We start from the raw sequence: 19,183 nt of genomic DNA on the forward strand, positions 1-19,183 counted from the left end.
CACTTTGTGATATATTGAAAAATAAATTTGAAATAATTGTGCAAAACGTCGAAAGCGAGGTTCCTATGGATGATAGCAAGCTGCGGGCGCTGCTGACCGCGGTGCAGTGCGGCAGCTTTGGCAAAGCTGCCGTTCAGCTGGGGTATACCCAGTCGGCCATGACCCATCTGGTCAGCAAGCTGGAGGCAGAGCTGGGCTGTACGCTGCTGCTGCGCAGCAGCAAGGGCGTCTGCCTGTCGGAGGAGGGGGAGCACCTGCTGCCCTATATCCACGGCGTCATCAATGCCTGCGACGCCCTGCGGCAGGAGGCAGAGGAACAGGGAGAGGTCTATGGCCGCGCCCTGCGCATCGGGTGCTTTGCCAGCATCGCAAGGGCCAGCCTGCCGGAGCTGCTGCGGAAGTTCCGGAAGCTCCACCCCGAGATCAAGGTGGACGTGCTGGTGCAGGGCAGCGAGCTGGCCGCCGCCCTGGAGGAGGACCGTATCCAGCTGGCCATCGTGGACGAGAACTGCGCCCGCGGTTTCCAGTGGACCCCGCTGACAGACGCGCCTCTGGTGGCGGTGACGCCCAAGGACTTCCCGTGGACGGAGAGCACCATCTCTCTGGCCCGCTTGCTGCAAGAGCCGTTCCTCTCCTGTCCTGAGCAGTATGTGGAACAGTATCTCCCGGCGGACACGCCGCGTCTGGAGGTAGCGGCCTCCGACGATGGCGCCATTTTGTCCATGGTAGCCGGCGGACTGGGCGTGTCGGTGCTGTCCGCCTTCTCTCTGGCGGGATACGAGAACCGGGTGCGGGTCATCCCGCTGGACCGGCCCCTGTCCCGCCGTTTGGGCGTGGCGGTGAAGTCCATGCCTGCGGCCAACTCGCCGGCACGGCTGTTCCTGGCCTTCCTGAAGCGTCAGTACCAGACCGCAGCTCAGGAGAAATAAGCAAAAAAGAGCCGTATCCGAAAGGATACGGCTCTTTTTTTGCTGTCGCGCTCAGTCCAGCGGCGCCGGTACGGCGTCGGCAGGGATGGGGCAGGTGTAGCCTCCGGCAGTGCGCTTCCGGAACTCCGCCTTGGCCTGCTCCAGCAGCTCCGGCTGCTGGATGAGGTCAATGGCCGCGGCGCACAGCACCTTGCCTGCATGGACGGTGGCCCGATGGGCCAGCGGCGTCTTGTTGCAGGACACCACCTGCCAGCTGTGGCAGGGCACGTGGTTGGGCCACACCGCCATATGGATCTGGGCCGTGGGGCACTGGTAGCTGACGTCGCCCACGTCGGTGGAGCCGGCGTTGAAGGCGGGACCCTGGTACAGCGGCACCAGAAAGTCGTTGAAGTGGCCGGTCCGCAGAGCCTGCACCTTCTCGGCGAAGGCGGGATCGTTCTCCGCGCCTACGCCGCTGGGGATGTCGCTGCCGGCGTAGGTGGCGGACAGCTTCTCCATGAAGGCGTGCTCCTCCGGCGTACACGCCGGTACGCCCAGCTCCGCGAAGTTGTCGTACAGCACCTTTTCCAGCGCGTGGTTGCACACGGTGTCGGACAGGCCGTCCACGAACCGCCGCTCGATGGTGGTGTCCGTCATCAGCGCCGCACCCTGGGCGATCTTGTCCACCCGTTGGTGCAGGGTGATGCAGTCCTTCACGAAGTTGGACCGGATCATATACAGGACACTGGCCTGATGCTGCACCACATTGGGGCTGGCGCCGCCGGCGTCCAGAATGGAGTAGTGTATCCGGGCGTCCCGGGGCATGTGCTCCCGCAGGAACTGCACGCCTACGTTCATCAGCTCCACGGCGTCCAGAGCGCTGCGCCCCCGCTCCGGGGCAGTAGACGCCTGAGAGGCCAGACCGTGGAAGGTATACAGCATCTGAATGCAGGAGTTGGTGGAGCCGGTGGCCACCTCGTTGCAGTCGCCGGCGTGCCAGGTCAGGGCCGCATCCAGATTGTACCACAAGCCATCGCGGGCCATGTAGGCCTTGGAGGCCACGCCCTCCTCGCCGGGGCAGCCGTATAGAATGACGGTGCCGCTTTTGCCGGTCTCTGTGAGGTAGTGCTTCAGACCGATGGCGGCGGCCATGGCGCCGGCGCCCAGCAGATTGTGGCCGCAGCCGTGACCGCTTCCGCCCTTCACCAGCTCGTGGTACTCGGTGCTGCCCGCTTCCTGGGACAGGCCTGACAGGGCGTCATACTCCGCCAGAAAGCCGATGACCGGCTTGCCGCTGCCGTAGGACGCGGAGAAGGCGGTGGGGATGCCGCAGATGCCCTCCTCCACCTGAAAGCCCTCCTCCTTCAGGACCTTGACGAACAGGGCGGCGGACTTTACCTCCTGCATGGACAGCTCCGCGTAGTCCCAGATGGAATCTGCCACCTCCGCGATCAGCTCGTTCTTTTCATCAATGGCAGCCAGTGCCGCCTTTTTTGCGTTATCCATAGCCAGCTCCTTTTTTTATAGCACTTTTTTCAGGAAATCCTGCAATCTGACGCTCTGGGGGTGATCGAATATCTCCTCCGGCGTGCCCTGCTCGCCGATCTTACCGGCGTCCATGAACAGTACGCGGCTGCCCACCTCGCGGGCAAAGGCCATCTCATGGGTCACCACCACCATGGTCATACCATGGGAGAGAAGTCGGGGCTCAGGGCCACGGTCAGCATGCCGTCGGCCTTGATCTTTTCCAGTGCGTTGGCCGGTTCGGCGGCGCTGTCGCCGCCGGAGGCGGTATCGTCGTTATCGTTCGTCGTGGGCTGCGCACCGCAGGCCACCAGGCTCAGCGCCATGACCAGCGCCAGCAGCATCGAGATCATTTTTTTTCATGGGTCTGTCCATCCTTCCTGTATTGCCGTCCCCGCAGGAGTTTTCGGGATGCGGGAGCGTGTCTCTTTCATTGATGCCGCATACTCTACCACTGATTATTCACAAAGTCAAGGGATAATATGAATAAATATTCATAAAATAGCGTTTTTGTCGGATATACTTACACCCTCCCCTGCGCGGAGCCGACCTGTCGTGCAATTTCACAACAGAGCAGGCGGAGGCGGTGCGCCTGGCTGCCGCCATGACCGCCGGACAGTCGGGTTTCCACCCGGCACGGCGGAGAAAAGGGGGGGGCAGACCGCCCCTTTTTATGCATCCATACTGCATAACCGCCCCTGCCGCCGCATAGACATAGACCAGCAGCAAACGTGTATAGGAGTGGTGCTCTATTCGCAACAATCTGGAGCAGCGGGCCGTGGAGCTGGCCCATTACCTCATAGAAAACCGGACCACGGTCCGCGCCGCCGCCAAAAAGTTCGGCGTCAGTAAGTCCACTGTCCACAAGGACCTGTCGGAGCGGCTGCCGCTGTATGACCGCCCGCTGTATCTGCAGGTCAAGGCGGTGATGGAGGAGAACAAGGCTCAGCGCCACATCCGCGGCGGTCTGGCTACGCGGAAGAAATACAAGGGCGCGTAAAAAGAGGCTCCCCGTCCGGCGTACCGGATGGGGAGTCCCTCTATCTTTATGCGTCCTTGGGCACCTGCTTCATGGACAGGCTGATGCGTTTTTTCTTCTCGTCCACGTCCAGTACCACCACCTTCACCACGTCACCCACGGCCACGATCTCGGAGGGGTGCTTGATGAACCTGCTGCACACCTGAGAGATGTGGACCAGACCGTCCTGATGGACGCCGATGTCCACGAACACGCCGAAGTCGATGACATTGCGGACGGTGCCGGTGAGCACCATACCTGCCTTCAGATCCTTCAGCTCCAGCACGTCAGTGCGCAGGATAGGGGCCGGCAGGTCGTCGCGCACGTCCCGCCCGGGCTTCATCAGCTCCTTCACCGTGTCACGCAGGGTGGGCAGGCCCACGCCCAGCTGCTGCGCCGCCTTCTCCTCACCCAGCAGCTTTACTTTCTGGGCCAGCAGGGGGATGTCACCGTTCTTCACGTCCTCCAGCGTGTAGCCGCACAGGGCCAGCAGCTGCTGCGCCGCACCGTAGCTCTCGGGATGGACGCCGGTGTTGTCCAGTATGGATCTGCTCTCCGGCACCCGCAGGAAGCCGGCGCACTGCTCAAAGGCCTTGGGCCCCAGCTTCGGCACCTTCAAAAGCCGCTTCCGGTCGGGGAATGCGCCGTTCTCCTCGCGGTACTTCACAATATTCTTCGCCGTGGCGGCGGTAAGACCGGACACACGGCTCAAAAGACTGGCGGACGCGGTGTTCACGTCCACACCCACGGCGTTGACGCAGTCCTCCACCACGCCGGACAGCGCCTCGTCCAGCCGCTTCTGGGGCATATCGTGCTGGTACTGGCCCACGCCGATGGCCTTGGGATCGATCTTCACCAGCTCCGCCAGCGGGTCCTGCATCCGCCGCGCGATAGATACGGCGCTGCGCAGGTTCACATCGTAGTCGGGGAACTCCTCCGCTGCCAGTTTGCTGGCGGAGTACACGGAGGCGCCCGCCTCGTTGACGATCATATAGCTGACCCCGGGCAGGCCGCGGAGCATCTCCACCGTCATCTGCTCCGTCTCGCGGCTGGCGGTGCCGTTGCCGATGGCGATGTGGGTGACGCCGTGCTTTTTGCACAGGGCCGTCAGCTTGGCGATGGCGTCCTTTTTCTGGCGCTCACCGTAGGTGGGATACACCACGGTGGTGTCCAGCACCTTGCCGGTGCCGTCGATGACCGCCACCTTGCAGCCGTGGGCATAGCCCGGGTCCAGGCCCATGGTGACGTGGCCCTTCACCGGCGGATGCATCAGAAGGGGCTTCAGGTTCAGGGCGAACTGGCCGATGGCCCCTTCGTTGGCGCGGTCGGTGAGGTCGGCACGGGCCTCCCGCTCCAGCGATGGGTAGATGAGCCGGTCGTAGGCGTCCTCGCAGGCGGCGCTGACGAACGCCGCCGCTGGTGTGCGGGGCTTGACCACTGCCGTGCGCAGCGCGTACAGCGCCGCCTCCCGATCCAGCAGCACCGTCACGGAGAGGAAGCCCTCCTTTTCGCCCCGGTTGACGGCCAGGATCTGGTGACCCGCCAGCCTGGGCAGCGGCTGGTCGAAATCATAGTACAGCCGGTACACGCTATCCTCCTCCTTGACAGCCACGCTGCGCAGGTGTCCCTGCCGCGACAGGAGGCCGCGCAGCGCCTTGCGCAGGTCGGCGTCGTCGCTGAGCAGCTCGGCGATGATGTCGTTGGCGCCCTGCAGGGCATCGGCCACGGTCTCCACGCCCTTTTCCGGGTCGAGATAGGCTTGGGCAGCGTCCTCCGGCGCGGGGCCGTTCTTCGCCTGGGCCAACAGCAGCAGCGCCAGGGGCTCCAGCCCCTTCTCACGGGCAATGGTGGCGCGGGTGCGGCGCTTCTGCTTATAGGGGCGGTACAGATCCTCTACCTCCGCCAGCGTGGCGGCGTTGTCGATGGAGGCGGACAGCTCCTCCGTCAGCTTGCCCTGCCCGTCGATGGCGGACTTCACCTCCTGCCGCCGCGTCTCCAGATTTCGCAGATAGCGCAGCCGGTCCTCCAGCTTCCGCAGGGCGGTGTCGTCCATGGAGCCGTGCTGCTCCTTGCGGTAGCGGGCGATGAAGGGGATGGTGTTGCCCTGATCCAGCAGGGCGATAACGTTTTCCACGGCCTGCTGGGGCTTGCCCAGCTCCTTGGCCAGTATCTGGGGAATGGTCTGCATGAAGGCTCCTTTCAGAATACGCAGATGTCGGTACGGGAATGACTTTGCCCGCGCACAGCGCGGGCAAAGGGAGGGTCACTTTTTGTGGTACAGGGACTTGACCTCATACTTGGGCTGGCAGCTGACGTTGATGCCCAGCCGCTTATAGAGCTTGGCGTCCTCCTCCGAGATAATGACGGAGAAGTGGGCATCGCAGCCCCGCAGGGTCCTGAGCTGCTCCTGCACCATGGCGGCCAGCGGGTTGGTCAGGCCCGAGATGGCCAGCGCGATCAGCACCTCGTCGGAGTGCAGGCGAGGGTTGTGATGGCCCAGATAGCCGGTCTTCATGGCGCTGATGGGCTCGATGACGGAGGAGGGGATCAGGTCCAGCTTGTGGTCGATGCCCGCCATGTGCTTCAGAGCGTTGAGCAGCAGCGCCGCCGACGCGCCCAGCAGGGGGGAGGTCTTGCCCGTGACGACGCAGCCGTCCGGCAGCACCATGGCGCCGGCGGGCTTGCCGGTCTGGGCCGCCTTCTCCAGCGCCGCGCCCACGGCGGGGCACAGCTCCGGCGTGACGCCGGCCTGCTGCATCACCAGCTCCAGCTTCCGCACCACGCACTCGTCCGCCTGTCCCTTGGCGCGTTCCACACAGCCGGCATAGTAGCGGCGCAGGATCTCCATGCGGCTGGCCTCCTGACACGCCTCGTCGTCCACGATAGCGAAGCCCGCCATGTTCACGCCCATGTCCGTGGGGGACTTGTAGGGGCACTCGCCCTGGATCTTTTTGAACATGGCCGCCAGCACGGGGAAGATCTCCACATCGCGGTTGTAGTTGACGGTGGTGATGCCGTAGGCGTCCAGATGGAACGGATCGATCATGTTCACATCGTTGAGGTCGGCGGTGGCGGCCTCGTAGGCCAGGTTTACCGGATGCTTCAGCGGCAGGTTCCAGATGGGAAACGTCTCATACTTGGCGTAGCCCGCAGGGATGCCGCGGCGGTTGTCGTGGTACAGCTGGCTCAGACAGGTGGCCATCTTGCCGCTGCCGGGGCCCGGGGCCGTCACCACGATGAGGGGCCGCGTGGTCTCGATATAATCGTTGCGGCCCAGCCCCTCGTCGGAGACGATGTGAGCCACGTCAGAGGGGTATCCGGCGATGGGATAGTGCTTGTAGCTCTTGACCCCCAGCTGGCTCAGCCGCTTGATAAAGGCGTCGGCCGCCGGCTGGCCGGCGTACTGGGTGATGACCACGGAGCCCACATAGAACCCCAGATCGCGGAACACGTCGATGAGCCGCAGCACATCGGCGTCGTAGCTGATGCCCAGGTCGCCCCGCATCTTGTTCTTCTCAATATCGCCGGCGCAGATGGCCATCACGATCTCCACGTCGTCCTTCAGCGTCCGCAGCATCCGGATCTTGCTGTCCGGCTGAAACCCCGGCAGCACGCGGGAGGCGTGGTAGTCGTCAAACAGCTTGCCGCCGAACTCCAGATACAGCTTGCCGCCAAACTGGGCCCGCCGCGCCGTGATATGCTCCGCCTGCAGCTGCAGGTACTTGTCGTTGTCGAATCCGATCTTCATCTCCGTGACCCCCGTTACATCAAAAACTCGACTCATTATACAACATCCTGTGTCCGCAGGAAAGCGAAAATCACCAAATCCGGTAGGGAAAAATAGCCGAACTTGTCCTCGCTTTTTTGGCGAAACCCACTGTTGCGCCGGCGCAGCGAACGGGGTATACTAAAAAATACACCCCTAAAGGAGGAACACCCATGCGATTTCATGTTGTCTGGCGTAAAAGCCACGAGCCGGAGTCGGCCTACCGCGATTTTTTCGAGACCAACGATATTGACGAGGCCAAGGACTTCGCCATGCGTCTGGCCTTTGATGAGACGAATCTGGTCTACGTCCGCGACATCCAGCGGGACGAGATCGTGCGGGACTTCGACGCCGAGGTCTACCGCTGAATACGAAAGAAACCCCGCACCTCCGGCCATACTAAGGCTGGAGGTGATTTTTCATGCCCAAAAAGAGCGGCGGCTTTCCCTACGATGCCACGCCGGATGTCCACCAGTTCCGCGGCGTGCCGGAGAGCTGCTTCGACCTGGTGAATATGTACGGCACCTACAACATCCAGCCTACCGGCGACACGGAGCACCTGTTTCCGCTGATCGCCCCGGGCCTGCCCCGCCGCTGGCGGGAGATGCGCCTTGGTAAGCCGGAGCTGGAGGACCTCCCATAAGCCCCTGCGGCGCAACAGCCCCTACGGCGAAAAAAGAGCCTGCGGCACAGCCGCAGGCTCTTTTTTACGCAATTTCACGCCTCACCGCAGAAATAGTCCCGCGTCTGCGCAATGTTGTGCTGGATCTCCTGCCGCAGGACCTCCAGCGAGTCGAATTTCCGCTCGCCCCGCAGGCGGCGGCAGAACTCCAGGCGGATGGTCTGGCCGTACAGGTCGCCGTCGAAGTCCAGCAGGAAGGTCTCCACCGATACCGCGCCGCTGTCGGACACCGTGGGACGCGTGCCCACATTGGTGACACCGGCGAAGCTCCGCCCGTCCGGCAGGTATACCCGCGTGATATACACGCCATGAGCCGGGGCCAGCACATGCTCCGGCATCGTCAGGTTCACTGTGGGGATGCCGATGGTGCGGCCGATGCGCTGACCGTGCTCCACCGTGCGGCTGAGACAGTGGCGGTGGCCCAGAAACTCTGCCGCCCGCTCCACGTCCCCCGCCGCCACCAGCTTGCGGATGTAGGTGGAGCTGACGGTGATGCCGTCATGCACCACCTCGGGGATGATGTCGCAGCCCAGTCCCAGCTGGGCGCACTTTTCCCGCAGAAGCTGGGCGTTTCCGGCGTTTTTGTGGCCGAACCGGTGGTCATGGCCCGCCACCAGATGCACCGCGCCGCAGCGCTTCACCAGCAGCTCCGTTACAAAGTCCTCCCAGGACATGGTCATCATCTCGCGGTCAAAGGGGGCCAGGATGATGCGATCGATGCCGTACAGGCGGCGGATGAGACCCTGCCGGTCCTCCGCCGAGTTGATGAGGTACACCGGCTGACCGGTGACCACCTCCTTGGGCGGCCGGTCAAAGGTAAAGACGACCGGCTCCGCGCCCAGCTCACGGGCCCGCTCTGCTGTCCTTTGCAGCAGGGCGCCGTGACCGCGGTGTACGCCGTCGAAAAAGCCAAGGGCTATCACAGTTCGTTCCAAAGTGTTCACGCTCCGAAAAAGTTTTTCAGGGAGGTCAAAACGCCGCCCTCCCCGCGGCTCAGGCACAGAAAGCTGCCGTCCCGCCCGTACACGCGGTACAGCCCGTCCGGCAGCTCCGCCGTCAGGGGATTGCCGCAGCGGCACCGCCGCTCCGCCCCCTCCGTGGGGATGACGTAGGCGGGGTATTGCCGGAACAGGGAGTCGGCAGGGGCCAGCAGCGCCTCGCCCAGCTCCTGCACCTCCTCGATGGTATGGCTGTCCGCCAGCGTAAAGCCGGCGGCCATGGTGCGCCGCAGGGAGCTCATGCACCCGCAGCAGCCCAAAGCCTGTCCCATGTCGTGGCACAGCGTCCGGACGTAGGTGCCCTTGGAGCACAGGATGCGCAGCAGCCAGTCGCCGCTCTCGTCCTGTCCCAGCACCTCCAGCTCATGGATGGTCACAGGGCGGGCGGGGCGCTCCACTTCCTTGCCCTGCCGCGCCAGCTGGTACAGCTTCTGCCCATTGACCTTGATCGCGGAGTACATGGGCGGCACCTGCATCACCTCGCCGGTGAAGCGGGGCAGCAGCGCCTCCAGCTCCTGCCGCGTCACGTGGACGGGGTGCTGCTCCAGCACATCGCCGGAGGTGTCCTGCGTATTGGTGACGCAGCCTAAGCGCAGCCCCGCCACGTACTCCTTGTCGCCGGTCTCGGCGAAGGACACTGCGCGGGTAGCCTGCCCCACGAACACCGGCAGTACGCCGGTGGCCATGGGGTCCAGCGTACCGGCGTGGCCCACCTTGCGGGTTTTCAGGACGCTCCGCAGCTTGCCGCACACGTCCATGGATGTCCAGCCTGCGGGCTTGTCGATGATCACGATACCGTTTGCCATGTCTTACCCCACGACCTCCTGATAGGCGCGGAGCACGGCGCTGCGTACCTCGTCCATGGTGCCGTCCGCCGTAGCGCCCGCCGCGGCCTTGTGACCGCCGCCGCCCAGCTTCTGGCACACGGCGCAGGCGTCCACACGGGGGCCGGTGCGCAGGGAGATCTTGATGACCCCGGGCCGCAGCTCCCGCAGCGTCACGCCGCAGTCTGTGCCCTCCACCAGCGCCGCAAGAGAACTGAGTTCTTCGATGTCTGCCTCCGTGGCGTGCATCTCCTGCCGCAGGGACAAGGGGATAGTCATCACCACCACGCGGTCCTGGTCGAACAGCGTCATGTCCGCCACCATCCGGGCCTCCATGGCAAGGCGCGTCCGGCTTTTCGTGCGGAACAGCGCCTTGTTCACCGGCCCCACGTCGATGCCGCAGCCCAACAGCTCCGATGCAATGCGGTGGGTCTGGGCGGTGGTGTTGCTGTATACAAAGCAGCCGGTGTCCGTGGCGATGGCCACGTACAGCAGCATGGCGATATCCGGCGTCACCGCCGTCAGCTCTCGGATGATGCCGTAGAGGATCTCGCCGCAGGCGGCGGCGTCCGCGTCCAGACACACCTGCTCCGCAAAGAACCCGTGGGAGCCATGGTGATCGATGGCCAGCTCGATGCGGTCCGCGTAGGCGGCCGCGTTGTCCGGCAGCAGGTTCAGCGCCGCGATGTCGGTGGACACTACGTGCTCCGGTGCAAAGCCCTCCGGCGCCCAGTAGGGGGCGGCGCAGGGCGCATAGGTGGCGGTGATCTCGGGGTTATACAGCAGGTATGCCGTCTTTCCCGTGTCCCGCAGAGCCTGACACAGCGCGGCGGCGCAGCCGATGGTGTCGCCGTCGGGCCGCACGTGCGTCAGGATCAGCACGTTGTCCATGCCCCGCAGGGCCGCCGCCGTCTCCCGCGCGGTCAGTCTGTTCCCGCTCATTCCCGATCCTCCGGCAGCACGATGTCCGCGTTGGCGGGGTTGGCGGGCTTCACGTGGCTCAGAAGGTCCAGAATGTGTGCGCCGTGGGCGATGGAATCGTCCATGATGAACTGCAGCTCCGGCGTGTACCGCAGGTCCACCTTCTGCCCCAGCTCATGGCGCAGATAACCGGACGCGGACTTCAGGCCCTTCATCAGGCCCTTCTCATCCCGGCAGTTCAGGGCGCTGATATACACCCGGGCGTACCGCAGGTCACTGGTGGTGTCCACATGGGTGATGGTCAGCATGCTCTCGGTGACGCGGGGGTCCTTCACGGTGCGCAGCAGACCGGCCAGCGCCTCGCGGATGGCCTCGTTGATGCGTCCGATACGGTTGGATGCCATAATATCGCTCCTTTCGAAAAACAGGGGGTGGGCGTCGGCCCACCCCCTCGTCAGTTACACTTGGATCTGCTCCATGGTGAAGGCTTCCACCACGTCGCCTTCCTTGATATCGTTGAACTTCTCAATGCTCAGACCGCACTCGTAACCGGCCACGACCTCCTTGACGGAGTCCTTGAACCGCTGGAGGGAGGCCAGCACGCCCTCGTGGATAACGATGCCGTCGCGGACCAGACGAACCTGGCAGTCCTTGCGCTGCAGCTTGCCGTCCAGCACGTAGCAGCCCGCCACCGTGCCCACACCGGACACCTTGTAGGTCTGGCGCACCTCGGCGTGGCCCAGCAGCACCTCGCGGAATTTGGGGGCCAGCATGCCCTTCATGGCGGCCTCGACCTCATTGATGGCATCGTAGATGACGCGGTACATCCGCATGTCCACGTTGGCGCGGGCGGCGCTGTCGCGGGCGGCGGCATCGGGACGGACGTTGAAGCCCACGATGATGGCCTGGGACGTGGAGGCCAGCATCACGTCGGACTCGTTGATGGCGCCCACGCCGCCGTGGATGACGCGGACGCGGACCTCATCGTTGCTCAGCTTCTCCAGAGAGGACTTCACGGCCTCCACGCTGCCCTGCACGTCGGCCTTGACGATGAGGTTCAGGTTCTTCATCTCACCGGCCTGGATCTGACTGAACAGATCCTCCAGAGACACCTTGGTGACGGGGGCGTTGGCCTTGGCCTTCTCCTCGGCCTTGCGCTGCTCCACCAGCTCGCGGGCCAGCTTCTCGTCGGCCACGGCATTGAACGTAGCACCGGCGGAGGGGGCCTCGCTGAGGCCGGTGATCTCCACGGGCACGCTGGGGCCCGCCTCGGTGATACGCTGGCCCTTGTCGTTGACCATGGCACGGACGCGGCCCACGGAGGTGCCCGCGATGATGATATCGCCCTGATGCAGGGTGCCGTTCTGGACCAGCAGGGTGGCCACGGGGCCGCGGCCCTTGTCCAGACGGGCCTCGATGACGGTGCCCTGTGCGGCGCGGTGGGGGTTGGCCTTCAGCTCGCCCACCTCGGCGGTAAGGGTCAGCATCTCCAGCAGGTTGTCGATGCCCATGCCGGTCTTGGCGGAGATGGGGCAGATGATGGTGTCGCCGCCCCACTCCTCGCACACCAGACCGTACTCGGTGAGCTGCTGCTTGATACGCTCGGGGTTGGCCTCGGGCTTATCCATCTTGTTGATGGCCACGATGATGGGGATACCGGCGGCCTTGGCGTGGTTGATGGACTCTACGGTCTGGGGCATGATACCGTCCTCGGCGGCCACCACCAGAATGGCGATATCCGTTACCATGGCGCCGCGGGCGCGCATGGAGGTAAAGGCCTCGTGGCCGGGGGTGTCCAGGAACGTGATGGGCTTGCCGTGGATCTCCACCTGATATGCGCCGATGTGCTGGGTGATGCCGCCGGCCTCACCGGAGGCCACATGGGCGTTGCGGATATAGTCCAGCAGACTGGTCTTGCCGTGGTCCACGTGACCCATGACCACCACCACAGGCGCCCGGGGCACCAGATCTTCGTCCTTGTCCTGGTGGTCGTCGATGAGGCGCTCCTCGATGGTGACGACGACCTCTTTCTCCACCTTGCAGCCCATCTCCTCGGCGATGATGGCGGCGGTGTCGAAGTCGATCATCTGGCTCAGAGAGGCCATAACGCCGTTCTTCATCAGGCACTTGACCACCTCTGCGCCGGTTTTCTTCATGCGGCTGGCCAGCTCGCCCACGGAGATCTCATCGGGGATCTGCACGGTGACGGGGGTCTTTTTGATGACCTCCAGACGCAGCTTGCGGAGCCGGTCGGCCTCCTCCTGCTTGCGCTTGTTGCTGGCGAAGCTGTTGTCGCGGCGCTTGTTATTGCGGAATTTCTCCTTGCCCTGAGGGGCCTGCTGCTCCCGCTTGCCGCCGCGGGCGCGGGCGTCCGCCATATCCTGCAGCTTCTCGTCGTACTTGTCCAGATTCACGTTGGTGGCCTTGCGGGTATCCACCACCTGCTTCTGGGGCACGCGGGACATGGGCTGCTTCACCGGCTCGGCGGCCTTCTCGGGAGCCTTACCGGCGGGAGCCGTACCCTGTGCGGGCCTGTTGCCCTGCTGCGGCGCGGCGGGCCTGGCCGCCTGCTGGCTCTGGGCAGGGGCAGAGGCCGCCTTCTTCTCCGCGGGCTTGGCGCCCTCGGCGAAGATGACCGCGATATTGGAGACAGGGTTGTGCTGGGTCAGATACTCAAAGATGAGGCTGAGCTCCCGATCCTCCAGCACCTGCATGTGATTCTTGGGCGTTTCGGCGTACTTGGCCAGGATCTCCGTGATCTCCTTGGTGGAGACCCCGAAATCCTTGGCCACCTCATGCACTCTGTATTTGTTGACGATACTACCCAAATAAAGCCACCTCCATCTTAGTGATCGGTCCGCCCCTCGGCGGGCCGCGCAAGTTCCGTTTGCTGCTGTTTATCTGCCGGACTTCTTCCGGCTTCCTTTGCCCTTCTTCACCGGCAGCGCGCCGGCGAACCGTTGACTGGATGTCTCTGTCCGGCGCTGGGGCCGTTCCTGCCGCCTGCGGGCGCTGCCGGGCCGTGATGTCCGCTTCGCCGCGGGTCTGGCAGGCGCCTGCGGTGCCGGAGGCTCCGGTGCCGCGGGCTTCTCGGCATGGACACGCTTTTTGCCCTGCCGCAGGTTTTTCTCATGCTGGAGCCGTTCCTCTTTCCGCTCCCGCGCCCGTCTGGCCTTGACGGCCAGCGTATCGGCGGCGTCCTGGTAGGCGCCGCCGTCCAGCGCCGCCAGCTTCTTCACCAGCGACTCGGCAAAGCCGATGTCGGTGACGGCGCACATGGCCACACTGCTGCGTCCCAGACTGCGTCCCAGCGCGTCCTTGTCCGCAGGCAGCGTCACGCACAGCGTGCTGCCGGCGCGGGCAAAGGACTGGGCCCGCCGCACGGATGACGGCGCGGCGTCCTGCGCCACGAAGATGACGCGGGCTTTCTTGGCGCGGGCGGCGGCGCCCACCGGCTCCTCGCCCACCTCCACGCGGCCCGCCTTCAGGGCGAGACCCAGCATGGATAGGATGTGTTCTGTCATAGGCCGCCCTCCATCTGCGCTTCCAGCGCGTCGTAGACCTCCGGCGGGATGGCGGTGTCAAAGGCCCGCTCCAGCGACCGGTTCTTCCGTGCCTTCTTCAGGCAGGCGGGGTCGGGGCACACATAGGCGCCGCGTCCGGATTTTTTGCCGGTGCCGTCCAGCAGGATCTGGCCCTCCGGCGTCCGGACGATGCGCAGCAGCGCCTTCTTCTCCTTCATCTCGCGGCAGCCGACGCACTGCCGCTGCGGTATTTTGCGGGGCTTCTGCATCTCTGCCGCTCCTTTCTGTCCGATCTTACTCGCCGGTGTAGCTGGCGGGCTTGATGTCGATCTTATAGCCGGTGAGCCGCGCGGCCAGACGGGCGTTCTGGCCCTCCTTGCCGATGGCGAGGCTCAGCTGGTCGTCGGGGACGACCACGCGGCAGCTCTTGCCCTCGTCGGCCAGCTGCACGCTGACCACGTCGGCAGGGGCCAGCGCGGCGGCGATAAACTCCGCGGGGTCCTCGGAGTACTTGATGATGTCGATCTTCTCGCCCCGCAGCTCGTCCACGATGGCGTTGACGCGCTGACCGCGGGGACCGACGCATGCGCCGATGGGGTCCACGTTCTCGTCGGCGGACCACACCGCCATCTTGGTGCGGTTGCCCGCCTCACGGGCGATGGAGCGGATCTCCACGGTGCCGTCGTAGATCTCCGGCACCTCCAGCTCGAACAGCCGCTTCACAAGGCCGGGGTGGGTGCGGGAGATCAGCACCTGCGGGCCGCGGGTGCTGCGGCGGACCTCCACCAGATACACCTTGACCATCTGGCCTTCACGCAGCTCCTCGCCGGGGACCTGCTCATTCATGGTCAGCACCGCCTCAGTGGACTCGGCGCCGGTGCCGATACGCAGGCTGACGTTGCCGGTCCGGGGATCGATGCGGCTGACGGTGCCGGTGAGGATCTCGTGCTGCTTGCTGTTGAACTCATCATAGATCATGCCGTGCTCGGCCTCCCGCAGGCCCTGGATGATGACCTGCTTGCCGTTGCCGGCGGCGATACGGCCGAACTCCACGCTCTCCACGGGGATGTTGACGATGCCGCCCAGCTCGTTCTTGGCGGACATGTGCTTGGCCTCCTCCAGCGAGATCTGGGAGCCGGGGTTCTCCACCTCCTCCACGATCTCCTTCTGGACGAACATCTTCAGATCCTTCTTCTCCTCGTTCACGTCCACGATGACGTTCTCCACGCCCTCGTGGTCCCGCTTATAGGCGGTGGTCAGCGCCTGAATGATCTTGCCCATCATAAAGCTCTGGGGGATACCGCGTTCCTTTTCCAGCATCGCCAGTGCGGCGAAGATCTCATCACATTTCATGGTTGTTTCTCCTTCTATTCATCGTCAGATAGTCGTATCAGAATTCCACGCGCAGGCGCACCAGCGCCACCTCGTTCTTTTCGAACCGCACCGGCTCCGCGCCGCCCATGTCCAGCAGCACCGCGCCGTCCTCATAGCCCGCCAGCTTACCGGCGAACTCCTTGCGCCCGTCCCTGTTCTGGTAGGTCTTGACCAGCACGGGGCTGCCCATGAAACGGGCAAAGTCCGAGGGCCGCTTCAGCTGCCGCTCCAGACCGGCGGAGCCCACCTCGAACACGTAGCTGCTCTCGATGGGGTCGGCCTCGTCCAGCAGGTCGCTGACCCTCCGGCTGATGGCCTCGCAGTCCAGAATGTCCACGCCGCCGTCCTTGTCCAGATACAGCCGCAGGTACCACTGGCCCGCCTCCCGTACATATTCCACGTCCCACAGCTGGCAGCCATGCTCCTGTACCACCGGCTCCGCCAGCTCCCAGACAACGTCTGTGATCTTTTTCACGGCGCATCCTCCTGCTTTTAACAAATCAAAAATGCCCAACAAAAAGAGCGGACAGTCAAGCCCACTCCCAGTCAATACCTTACTTACGTGTGTAGCATACCATAAAAATGGGAACAACGCAAGTATTTTTCTGCAAAAAACCCGTCGAAAAGGCGCGTTTTGCAAAAAAAGACAGGGCGGTGCGGGTGTAGACCCGCGCCGCCGCGCCGTTATGCCCGTTTTTTCAGCCCCGCCGCACCGCAGGCCAGCAGGAACGCCGCCAGATCCGCCAGCACCACCGTAGCGCCCACGGGGGTGCTCAGCAGATACGAGCCGGTGAGCCCCGCGCAGAAGCACACCACGCTGAGCACCCCCGCGCAGATGACCACGCCGCGGAAGCTGCGGAGCAGCCGCATCGCCGTCAGGGCGGGGAAGATGACCAGACTGGAGATGAGCATGGCGCCCATCAGCCGCATGCCCAGCACGATGGTCAGCGCTGTCAGTACCGACAGCACCGTGTTGTAAAGCTCCACACGCATGCCGGTGGCGCGGGAAAAGCTCTCATCAAAGGTGATGGCGAACAGCCGGTGGTAAAACAGCACGTACAGCACCAGCACCGCCGCCGACACCCCTACGGACAGCGCCACGTCGGCGCGGTCCAGCGCCAGGATGGAGCCGAACATAAAGCTGTCCACATCGGTGGTCATGCCGGTGGTGAGGCTGGTGACCACCACACCGGCGGCCAGGGAGGAGGCACTGACCACGGCGATGGCCGCATCCGCGCCCATGCGGCTCCTCTCCGTCATCCGCAGCAGGCCCAGCGCCGCCAGTACCACCACGGGGATGGACACCGGCAGCGGCGCCCAGCCGCAGGCCAGCGCAACGCTCAGTGCGCCGAAGGACACGTGGCTCAGTCCGTCGCCGATCATGGAGTAGCGCTTCAGCACCAGCGGCACGCCCAGCAGCGCCGCGCACAGGGAGATCAGGATGCCCACCACAAAGGCCCGCAGGATAAAGGGGTAGGTGAACATTTCCAGCAGCAGGCTCATATACCGTCACCTCCGAATCGCTTTCCATAGGGCGACGCCAGATACGCCGCCGTGTCGCCGTAGAACCAGCCGCCGTGTCCCGCATGGAGGATGGCGGTAGCATGGGGCAGGGCGCTGCGCAGGTCGTGGGTCACCATGACGATGGCCAGCCCTTCTTTCTTATTGAGATAGTCCAGCGTGCGGTACAGGTCCTGGGCCGCAGCGGGGTCCAGCCCTGTCACCGGCTCATCCAGCACCAGCAGCTCTCCGGCGGCGCACAGCGCTCTTGCCAGCAGCACCCGCTGCTGCTGCCCGCCGGACAGCTCACGGTAGCACCGGTCCTTCAGCTCTAAAATGCCCAGCTTGCCCATGTGCATCAGCGCCGTGGATTTCTCCTGCGCCGTGTAGAAGAAGTGAGCGCCCCACCCGTTGAGGAAGCCGCTGCGCACCACCTCCGTCACTGTGGCGGGAAAGTCCTTCTGGGCCTGTGTCTGCTGGGGCAGATAGCCGATGGCTCCCGCCCGCAGGGACCGGTCCAGCACGATCTCTCCCTTCATGGGCTTCAGAAGGCCCAGCATGCTTTTCAGCAGCGTGGACTTGCCGGAGCCGTTCTCGCCCACCACGCAGAGATAGTCGCCGCTGCGCACCTGGAACGTCAGCCCCCGCCACAGTGCCTGCCCCTCATAGCCCAGGGACACATCGCGGCAGTCCAGCAATATTTTCTTTTCCGTTGGCTTTTCCATCAGGCCAGCCCCTCCCTCAGTGCGTCCACGTTGGCCTCCATCAGCTGGAGATACGTGACGCCGTTATCAAAATCCGTGCGGCTCACCGTCTGGCAGGACTGGAACGTCCGCACCGCCGCGCCGGTGGTCTCGGCGATGGCCTCCGCCACCTTCCGGCTGCTGAGCTCGATGGTGTATACCACGGGGATGTGCTCCTCGTTTACCAGATCGATGAGATACTTCAATGTGGCCAGCGACGGCTCGGTGTCGCCGGCGCAGCCGTGAAACGCCGCGCGGTAGTCCAGCCCGTACTCGCGGCAGAAATACAAAAGCGGGAACCGGTCGCCGAACACCAGCAGCTTCCGGCTGCCGCCGGCCACCACGTCGCGGAACGACTGATCCAGCGACTCCAGCTCCGTCAGATAGTCCGCCAGCCGCTGGCGGTAGCTGTCGGCGTGGTCGGGATCGGCCTGACACAGAGTCTCCCCGATGGCGCGGCACAGGGCCATGGCCGTCACCGGCGATGTCCAGATGTGCTCGTCGTACTCGGTTTCTTCATCTTCCGCATCATCGCCCCCGCCGTTTTCGCCGTGGCCGTGGTCGTGATCGCTGTGCTCGTGGGCGTTTGCGCCCTGTCCCTGCATGCCCTCGGAAAATTCTTCCTCATGCAGTTCCGCCGCCCCCATCATCGACAGGACATACGGGATATTTTCCCCTGCGGCGTCCAGAATGTTCTCCACCCACTGCTCGCTCTCACCGCCGTTGTAGACGAACACGTCTGCCTCGCTGATACGGATGACATCCAGCGGCGTGGGCTCAAAGCTGTGTGTCTCCCGCCCTGCGGGCACCACCAGCGTCACGTCCACGTCGTCCCCGCCGATCTGCCGCACGAAGTCGTAGTAGGGGAACAGCGTGCATACCACCCGGAGCTTTCCGTTGTCCTGCAAGGGCTTCTGGCCGCAGCCGCACAGCCCCGCCGCCACCGTCAGCGCCAGTAAAAACGCCCGGAGCCGCCTCATTCCGCCGCCTCCCGGCACCGGCGGCACACGCCGTAAAACAGCGTCCGCCGCGGGTCGATGGAGAAGCCGTGCTCCTCCTCCAGATGGCGGTACAGCGGCGCCAGATGGGAGCAGTCCACATGGCACACCTCGCCGCACTTTTCACATTTCAGCAGAAAACAGTCGCGACCCGATGCGTTACATGTGCAGAACTGGTATTTTGCGCCGGAATCCGTCACGATTTTGTGAACTTTGCCTGCCTTTTCCAACCGCTCCAAGTGGCGGTACACGGTGGTCAGCCCCACCGTCTCGCCCTGCCGGTGCAGCGTTTCCGTCAGCTCCGCCGCGCCGATGCCGCCGTCGCAGGACTGGATGCAGGTTAATATCGCCTGCTGCTGTCTGGTCATATACGTCATAGGATGCCTCCTGAAATTGAAAATGA

Annotated in this window: 21 protein-coding genes and 1 pseudogene; 4 read left to right on the top strand and 18 right to left on the bottom strand. The window is 64.2% G+C overall.

The features are described 5' to 3' along the window. Positions 1-65 precede the first annotated feature (65 nt). Positions 66-929 (top strand): LysR family transcriptional regulator, encoded by an 864-nt coding sequence (locus tag ACZM22_RS01130; RefSeq protein ID WP_483267143.1) that lies wholly within the window; start codon positions 66-68, stop codon positions 927-929. A gap of 51 nt (positions 930-980) precedes the next feature. Here ACZM22_RS01130 and ACZM22_RS01135 read toward each other — a convergent pair whose 3' ends face one another. The 3 genes and pseudogenes from ACZM22_RS01135 to ACZM22_RS01145 form a co-directional block, all read right to left on the bottom strand. Continuing rightward, on the bottom strand, positions 981-2,414 hold the full coding sequence (locus ACZM22_RS01135) for an amidohydrolase (protein WP_489542827.1): 1,434 nt from the start codon (positions 2,412-2,414) through the stop codon (positions 981-983). A gap of 15 nt (positions 2,415-2,429) precedes the next feature. Further along, positions 2,430-2,609, bottom strand: a pseudogene (locus ACZM22_RS01140) (peptide ABC transporter ATP-binding protein); the annotation flags it as partial. Continuing rightward, complete coding sequence (locus ACZM22_RS01145; protein WP_489542828.1) at positions 2,591-2,785, bottom strand: hypothetical protein; 195 nt, start codon at positions 2,783-2,785, stop codon at positions 2,591-2,593. The gene ACZM22_RS01145 and the pseudogene ACZM22_RS01140, both read right to left, overlap by 19 nt. Positions 2,786-3,183: 398 nt before the next feature. Here ACZM22_RS01145 and ACZM22_RS01150 point away from each other — a divergent pair, with 398 nt between their 5' ends. Further along, positions 3,184-3,432: a sporulation transcriptional regulator SpoIIID gene (locus ACZM22_RS01150; RefSeq protein ID WP_483267187.1), complete on the top strand. Its 249-nt coding sequence runs from the start codon at positions 3,184-3,186 to the stop codon at positions 3,430-3,432. A 46-nt stretch (positions 3,433-3,478) separates the two neighbouring features. Here the strand turns inward: ACZM22_RS01150 and ACZM22_RS01155 are convergent, their stop codons facing one another. Together ACZM22_RS01155 and ACZM22_RS01160 are read right to left on the bottom strand one after the other, a co-directional pair. Beyond that, complete coding sequence (locus ACZM22_RS01155) at positions 3,479-5,638, bottom strand: Tex family protein (protein WP_489542829.1); 2,160 nt, start codon at positions 5,636-5,638, stop codon at positions 3,479-3,481. Positions 5,639-5,713: 75 nt separating this feature from the next. After that, a complete protein-coding gene (locus tag ACZM22_RS01160) occupies positions 5,714-7,198 on the bottom strand; it encodes a DUF1846 domain-containing protein (protein ID WP_489543041.1) in 1,485 nt (494 codons plus the stop codon). Positions 7,199-7,389: 191 nt separating this feature from the next. Here ACZM22_RS01160 and ACZM22_RS01165 point away from each other — a divergent pair, with 191 nt between their 5' ends. Both ACZM22_RS01165 and ACZM22_RS01170 read left to right on the top strand, forming a co-directional pair. Then, the gene (locus ACZM22_RS01165) at positions 7,390-7,584 is read left to right on the top strand and encodes a hypothetical protein (protein ID WP_483267139.1); all 195 of its coding nucleotides are present in this window, start codon (positions 7,390-7,392) and stop codon (positions 7,582-7,584) included. Positions 7,585-7,637: 53 nt separating this feature from the next. Then, on the top strand, positions 7,638-7,859 hold the full coding sequence (locus tag ACZM22_RS01170) for a hypothetical protein (protein ID WP_483267138.1): 222 nt from the start codon (positions 7,638-7,640) through the stop codon (positions 7,857-7,859). A gap of 74 nt (positions 7,860-7,933) precedes the next feature. Here the strand turns inward: ACZM22_RS01170 and ACZM22_RS01175 are convergent, their stop codons facing one another. The 13 genes from ACZM22_RS01175 to ACZM22_RS01235 all read right to left on the bottom strand — a co-directional run bounded on the left by ACZM22_RS01175 (position 7,934) and on the right by ACZM22_RS01235 (position 19,157). After that, positions 7,934-8,842 carry a bifunctional riboflavin kinase/FAD synthetase gene (locus ACZM22_RS01175; RefSeq protein WP_484424449.1) on the bottom strand — a complete coding sequence of 303 codons (909 nt, stop codon included), beginning with the start codon at positions 8,840-8,842 and terminating at the stop codon, positions 7,934-7,936. Next, entirely contained in the window at positions 8,839-9,702 is an 864-nt protein-coding gene (gene truB / locus ACZM22_RS01180; RefSeq protein WP_489542830.1) for a tRNA pseudouridine(55) synthase TruB, read from the bottom strand. Before truB ends, ACZM22_RS01175 begins: the two co-directional genes overlap by 4 nt. A gap of 3 nt (positions 9,703-9,705) precedes the next feature. Then, a complete protein-coding gene (locus ACZM22_RS01185; protein ID WP_489542831.1) occupies positions 9,706-10,662 on the bottom strand; it encodes a DHH family phosphoesterase in 957 nt (318 codons plus the stop codon). Next, on the bottom strand, positions 10,659-11,045 hold the full coding sequence (gene rbfA / locus ACZM22_RS01190) for a 30S ribosome-binding factor RbfA (protein ID WP_483267134.1): 387 nt from the start codon (positions 11,043-11,045) through the stop codon (positions 10,659-10,661). Before rbfA ends, ACZM22_RS01185 begins: the two co-directional genes overlap by 4 nt. A gap of 54 nt (positions 11,046-11,099) precedes the next feature. Beyond that, the gene (gene infB, locus ACZM22_RS01195) at positions 11,100-13,460 is read right to left on the bottom strand and encodes a translation initiation factor IF-2 (protein ID WP_489543042.1); all 2,361 of its coding nucleotides are present in this window, start codon (positions 13,458-13,460) and stop codon (positions 11,100-11,102) included. A 78-nt stretch (positions 13,461-13,538) separates the two neighbouring features. Next, positions 13,539-14,165 (bottom strand): L7Ae/L30e/S12e/Gadd45 family ribosomal protein, encoded by a 627-nt coding sequence (locus tag ACZM22_RS01200; protein WP_489542832.1) that lies wholly within the window; start codon positions 14,163-14,165, stop codon positions 13,539-13,541. Beyond that, positions 14,162-14,434, bottom strand: a complete 273-nt coding sequence (gene rnpM, locus ACZM22_RS01205; protein WP_483267132.1) for an RNase P modulator RnpM — start codon at positions 14,432-14,434, stop codon at positions 14,162-14,164. Before rnpM ends, ACZM22_RS01200 begins: the two co-directional genes overlap by 4 nt. 25 nt (positions 14,435-14,459) lie before the next feature. Next, positions 14,460-15,518, bottom strand: coding sequence for a transcription termination factor NusA (gene nusA / locus ACZM22_RS01210; protein ID WP_489542833.1), 1,059 nt, complete (start codon positions 15,516-15,518; stop codon positions 14,460-14,462). Between the two features lie 37 nt (positions 15,519-15,555). Continuing rightward, positions 15,556-16,014, bottom strand: coding sequence for a ribosome maturation factor RimP (gene rimP / locus ACZM22_RS01215; RefSeq protein WP_483267130.1), 459 nt, complete (start codon positions 16,012-16,014; stop codon positions 15,556-15,558). A gap of 209 nt (positions 16,015-16,223) precedes the next feature. Beyond that, on the bottom strand, positions 16,224-17,042 hold the full coding sequence (locus ACZM22_RS01220) for a metal ABC transporter permease (protein ID WP_484424454.1): 819 nt from the start codon (positions 17,040-17,042) through the stop codon (positions 16,224-16,226). Then, positions 17,039-17,764, bottom strand: coding sequence for a metal ABC transporter ATP-binding protein (locus tag ACZM22_RS01225; protein WP_489542834.1), 726 nt, complete (start codon positions 17,762-17,764; stop codon positions 17,039-17,041). The genes ACZM22_RS01220 and ACZM22_RS01225 overlap by 4 nt, the downstream gene beginning before the upstream one ends. Continuing rightward, positions 17,764-18,762 (bottom strand): metal ABC transporter substrate-binding protein, encoded by a 999-nt coding sequence (locus ACZM22_RS01230; RefSeq protein ID WP_489542835.1) that lies wholly within the window; start codon positions 18,760-18,762, stop codon positions 17,764-17,766. The genes ACZM22_RS01225 and ACZM22_RS01230 overlap by 1 nt, the downstream gene beginning before the upstream one ends. After that, entirely contained in the window at positions 18,759-19,157 is a 399-nt protein-coding gene (locus tag ACZM22_RS01235; RefSeq protein WP_483267126.1) for a Fur family transcriptional regulator, read from the bottom strand. The genes ACZM22_RS01230 and ACZM22_RS01235 overlap by 4 nt, the downstream gene beginning before the upstream one ends. Positions 19,158-19,183 lie beyond the last annotated feature (26 nt).

The sequence above is a fragment of the Vescimonas sp. genome, from assembly GCF_057856985.1.

Excerpts from the sequence above, each read along its gene's own strand:
- ACZM22_RS01130 (WP_483267143.1), top strand. The coding sequence starts at position 66 with ATGGATGATAGCAAGCTGCGGGCGCTGCTGACCGCGGTGCAGTGCGGC.
- ACZM22_RS01135 (WP_489542827.1), bottom strand. The coding sequence starts at position 2,414 with ATGGATAACGCAAAAAAGGCGGCACTGGCTGCCATTGATGAAAAGAAC.
- ACZM22_RS01145 (WP_489542828.1), bottom strand. The coding sequence starts at position 2,785 with ATGATCTCGATGCTGCTGGCGCTGGTCATGGCGCTGAGCCTGGTGGCC.
- ACZM22_RS01155 (WP_489542829.1), bottom strand. The coding sequence starts at position 5,638 with ATGCAGACCATTCCCCAGATACTGGCCAAGGAGCTGGGCAAGCCCCAG.
- ACZM22_RS01160 (WP_489543041.1), bottom strand. The coding sequence starts at position 7,198 with ATGAAGATCGGATTCGACAACGACAAGTACCTGCAGCTGCAGGCGGAG.
- ACZM22_RS01165 (WP_483267139.1), top strand. The coding sequence starts at position 7,390 with ATGCGATTTCATGTTGTCTGGCGTAAAAGCCACGAGCCGGAGTCGGCC.
- ACZM22_RS01170 (WP_483267138.1), top strand. The coding sequence starts at position 7,638 with ATGCCCAAAAAGAGCGGCGGCTTTCCCTACGATGCCACGCCGGATGTC.
- truB (WP_489542830.1), bottom strand. The coding sequence starts at position 9,702 with ATGGCAAACGGTATCGTGATCATCGACAAGCCCGCAGGCTGGACATCC.
- ACZM22_RS01185 (WP_489542831.1), bottom strand. The coding sequence starts at position 10,662 with ATGAGCGGGAACAGACTGACCGCGCGGGAGACGGCGGCGGCCCTGCGG.
- rbfA (WP_483267134.1), bottom strand. The coding sequence starts at position 11,045 with ATGGCATCCAACCGTATCGGACGCATCAACGAGGCCATCCGCGAGGCG.
- ACZM22_RS01200 (WP_489542832.1), bottom strand. The coding sequence starts at position 14,165 with ATGACAGAACACATCCTATCCATGCTGGGTCTCGCCCTGAAGGCGGGC.
- rnpM (WP_483267132.1), bottom strand. The coding sequence starts at position 14,434 with ATGCAGAAGCCCCGCAAAATACCGCAGCGGCAGTGCGTCGGCTGCCGC.
- nusA (WP_489542833.1), bottom strand. The coding sequence starts at position 15,518 with ATGAAATGTGATGAGATCTTCGCCGCACTGGCGATGCTGGAAAAGGAA.
- ACZM22_RS01220 (WP_484424454.1), bottom strand. The coding sequence starts at position 17,042 with ATGAGCCTGCTGCTGGAAATGTTCACCTACCCCTTTATCCTGCGGGCC.
- ACZM22_RS01225 (WP_489542834.1), bottom strand. The coding sequence starts at position 17,764 with ATGGAAAAGCCAACGGAAAAGAAAATATTGCTGGACTGCCGCGATGTG.
- ACZM22_RS01230 (WP_489542835.1), bottom strand. The coding sequence starts at position 18,762 with ATGAGGCGGCTCCGGGCGTTTTTACTGGCGCTGACGGTGGCGGCGGGG.
- ACZM22_RS01235 (WP_483267126.1), bottom strand. The coding sequence starts at position 19,157 with ATGACGTATATGACCAGACAGCAGCAGGCGATATTAACCTGCATCCAG.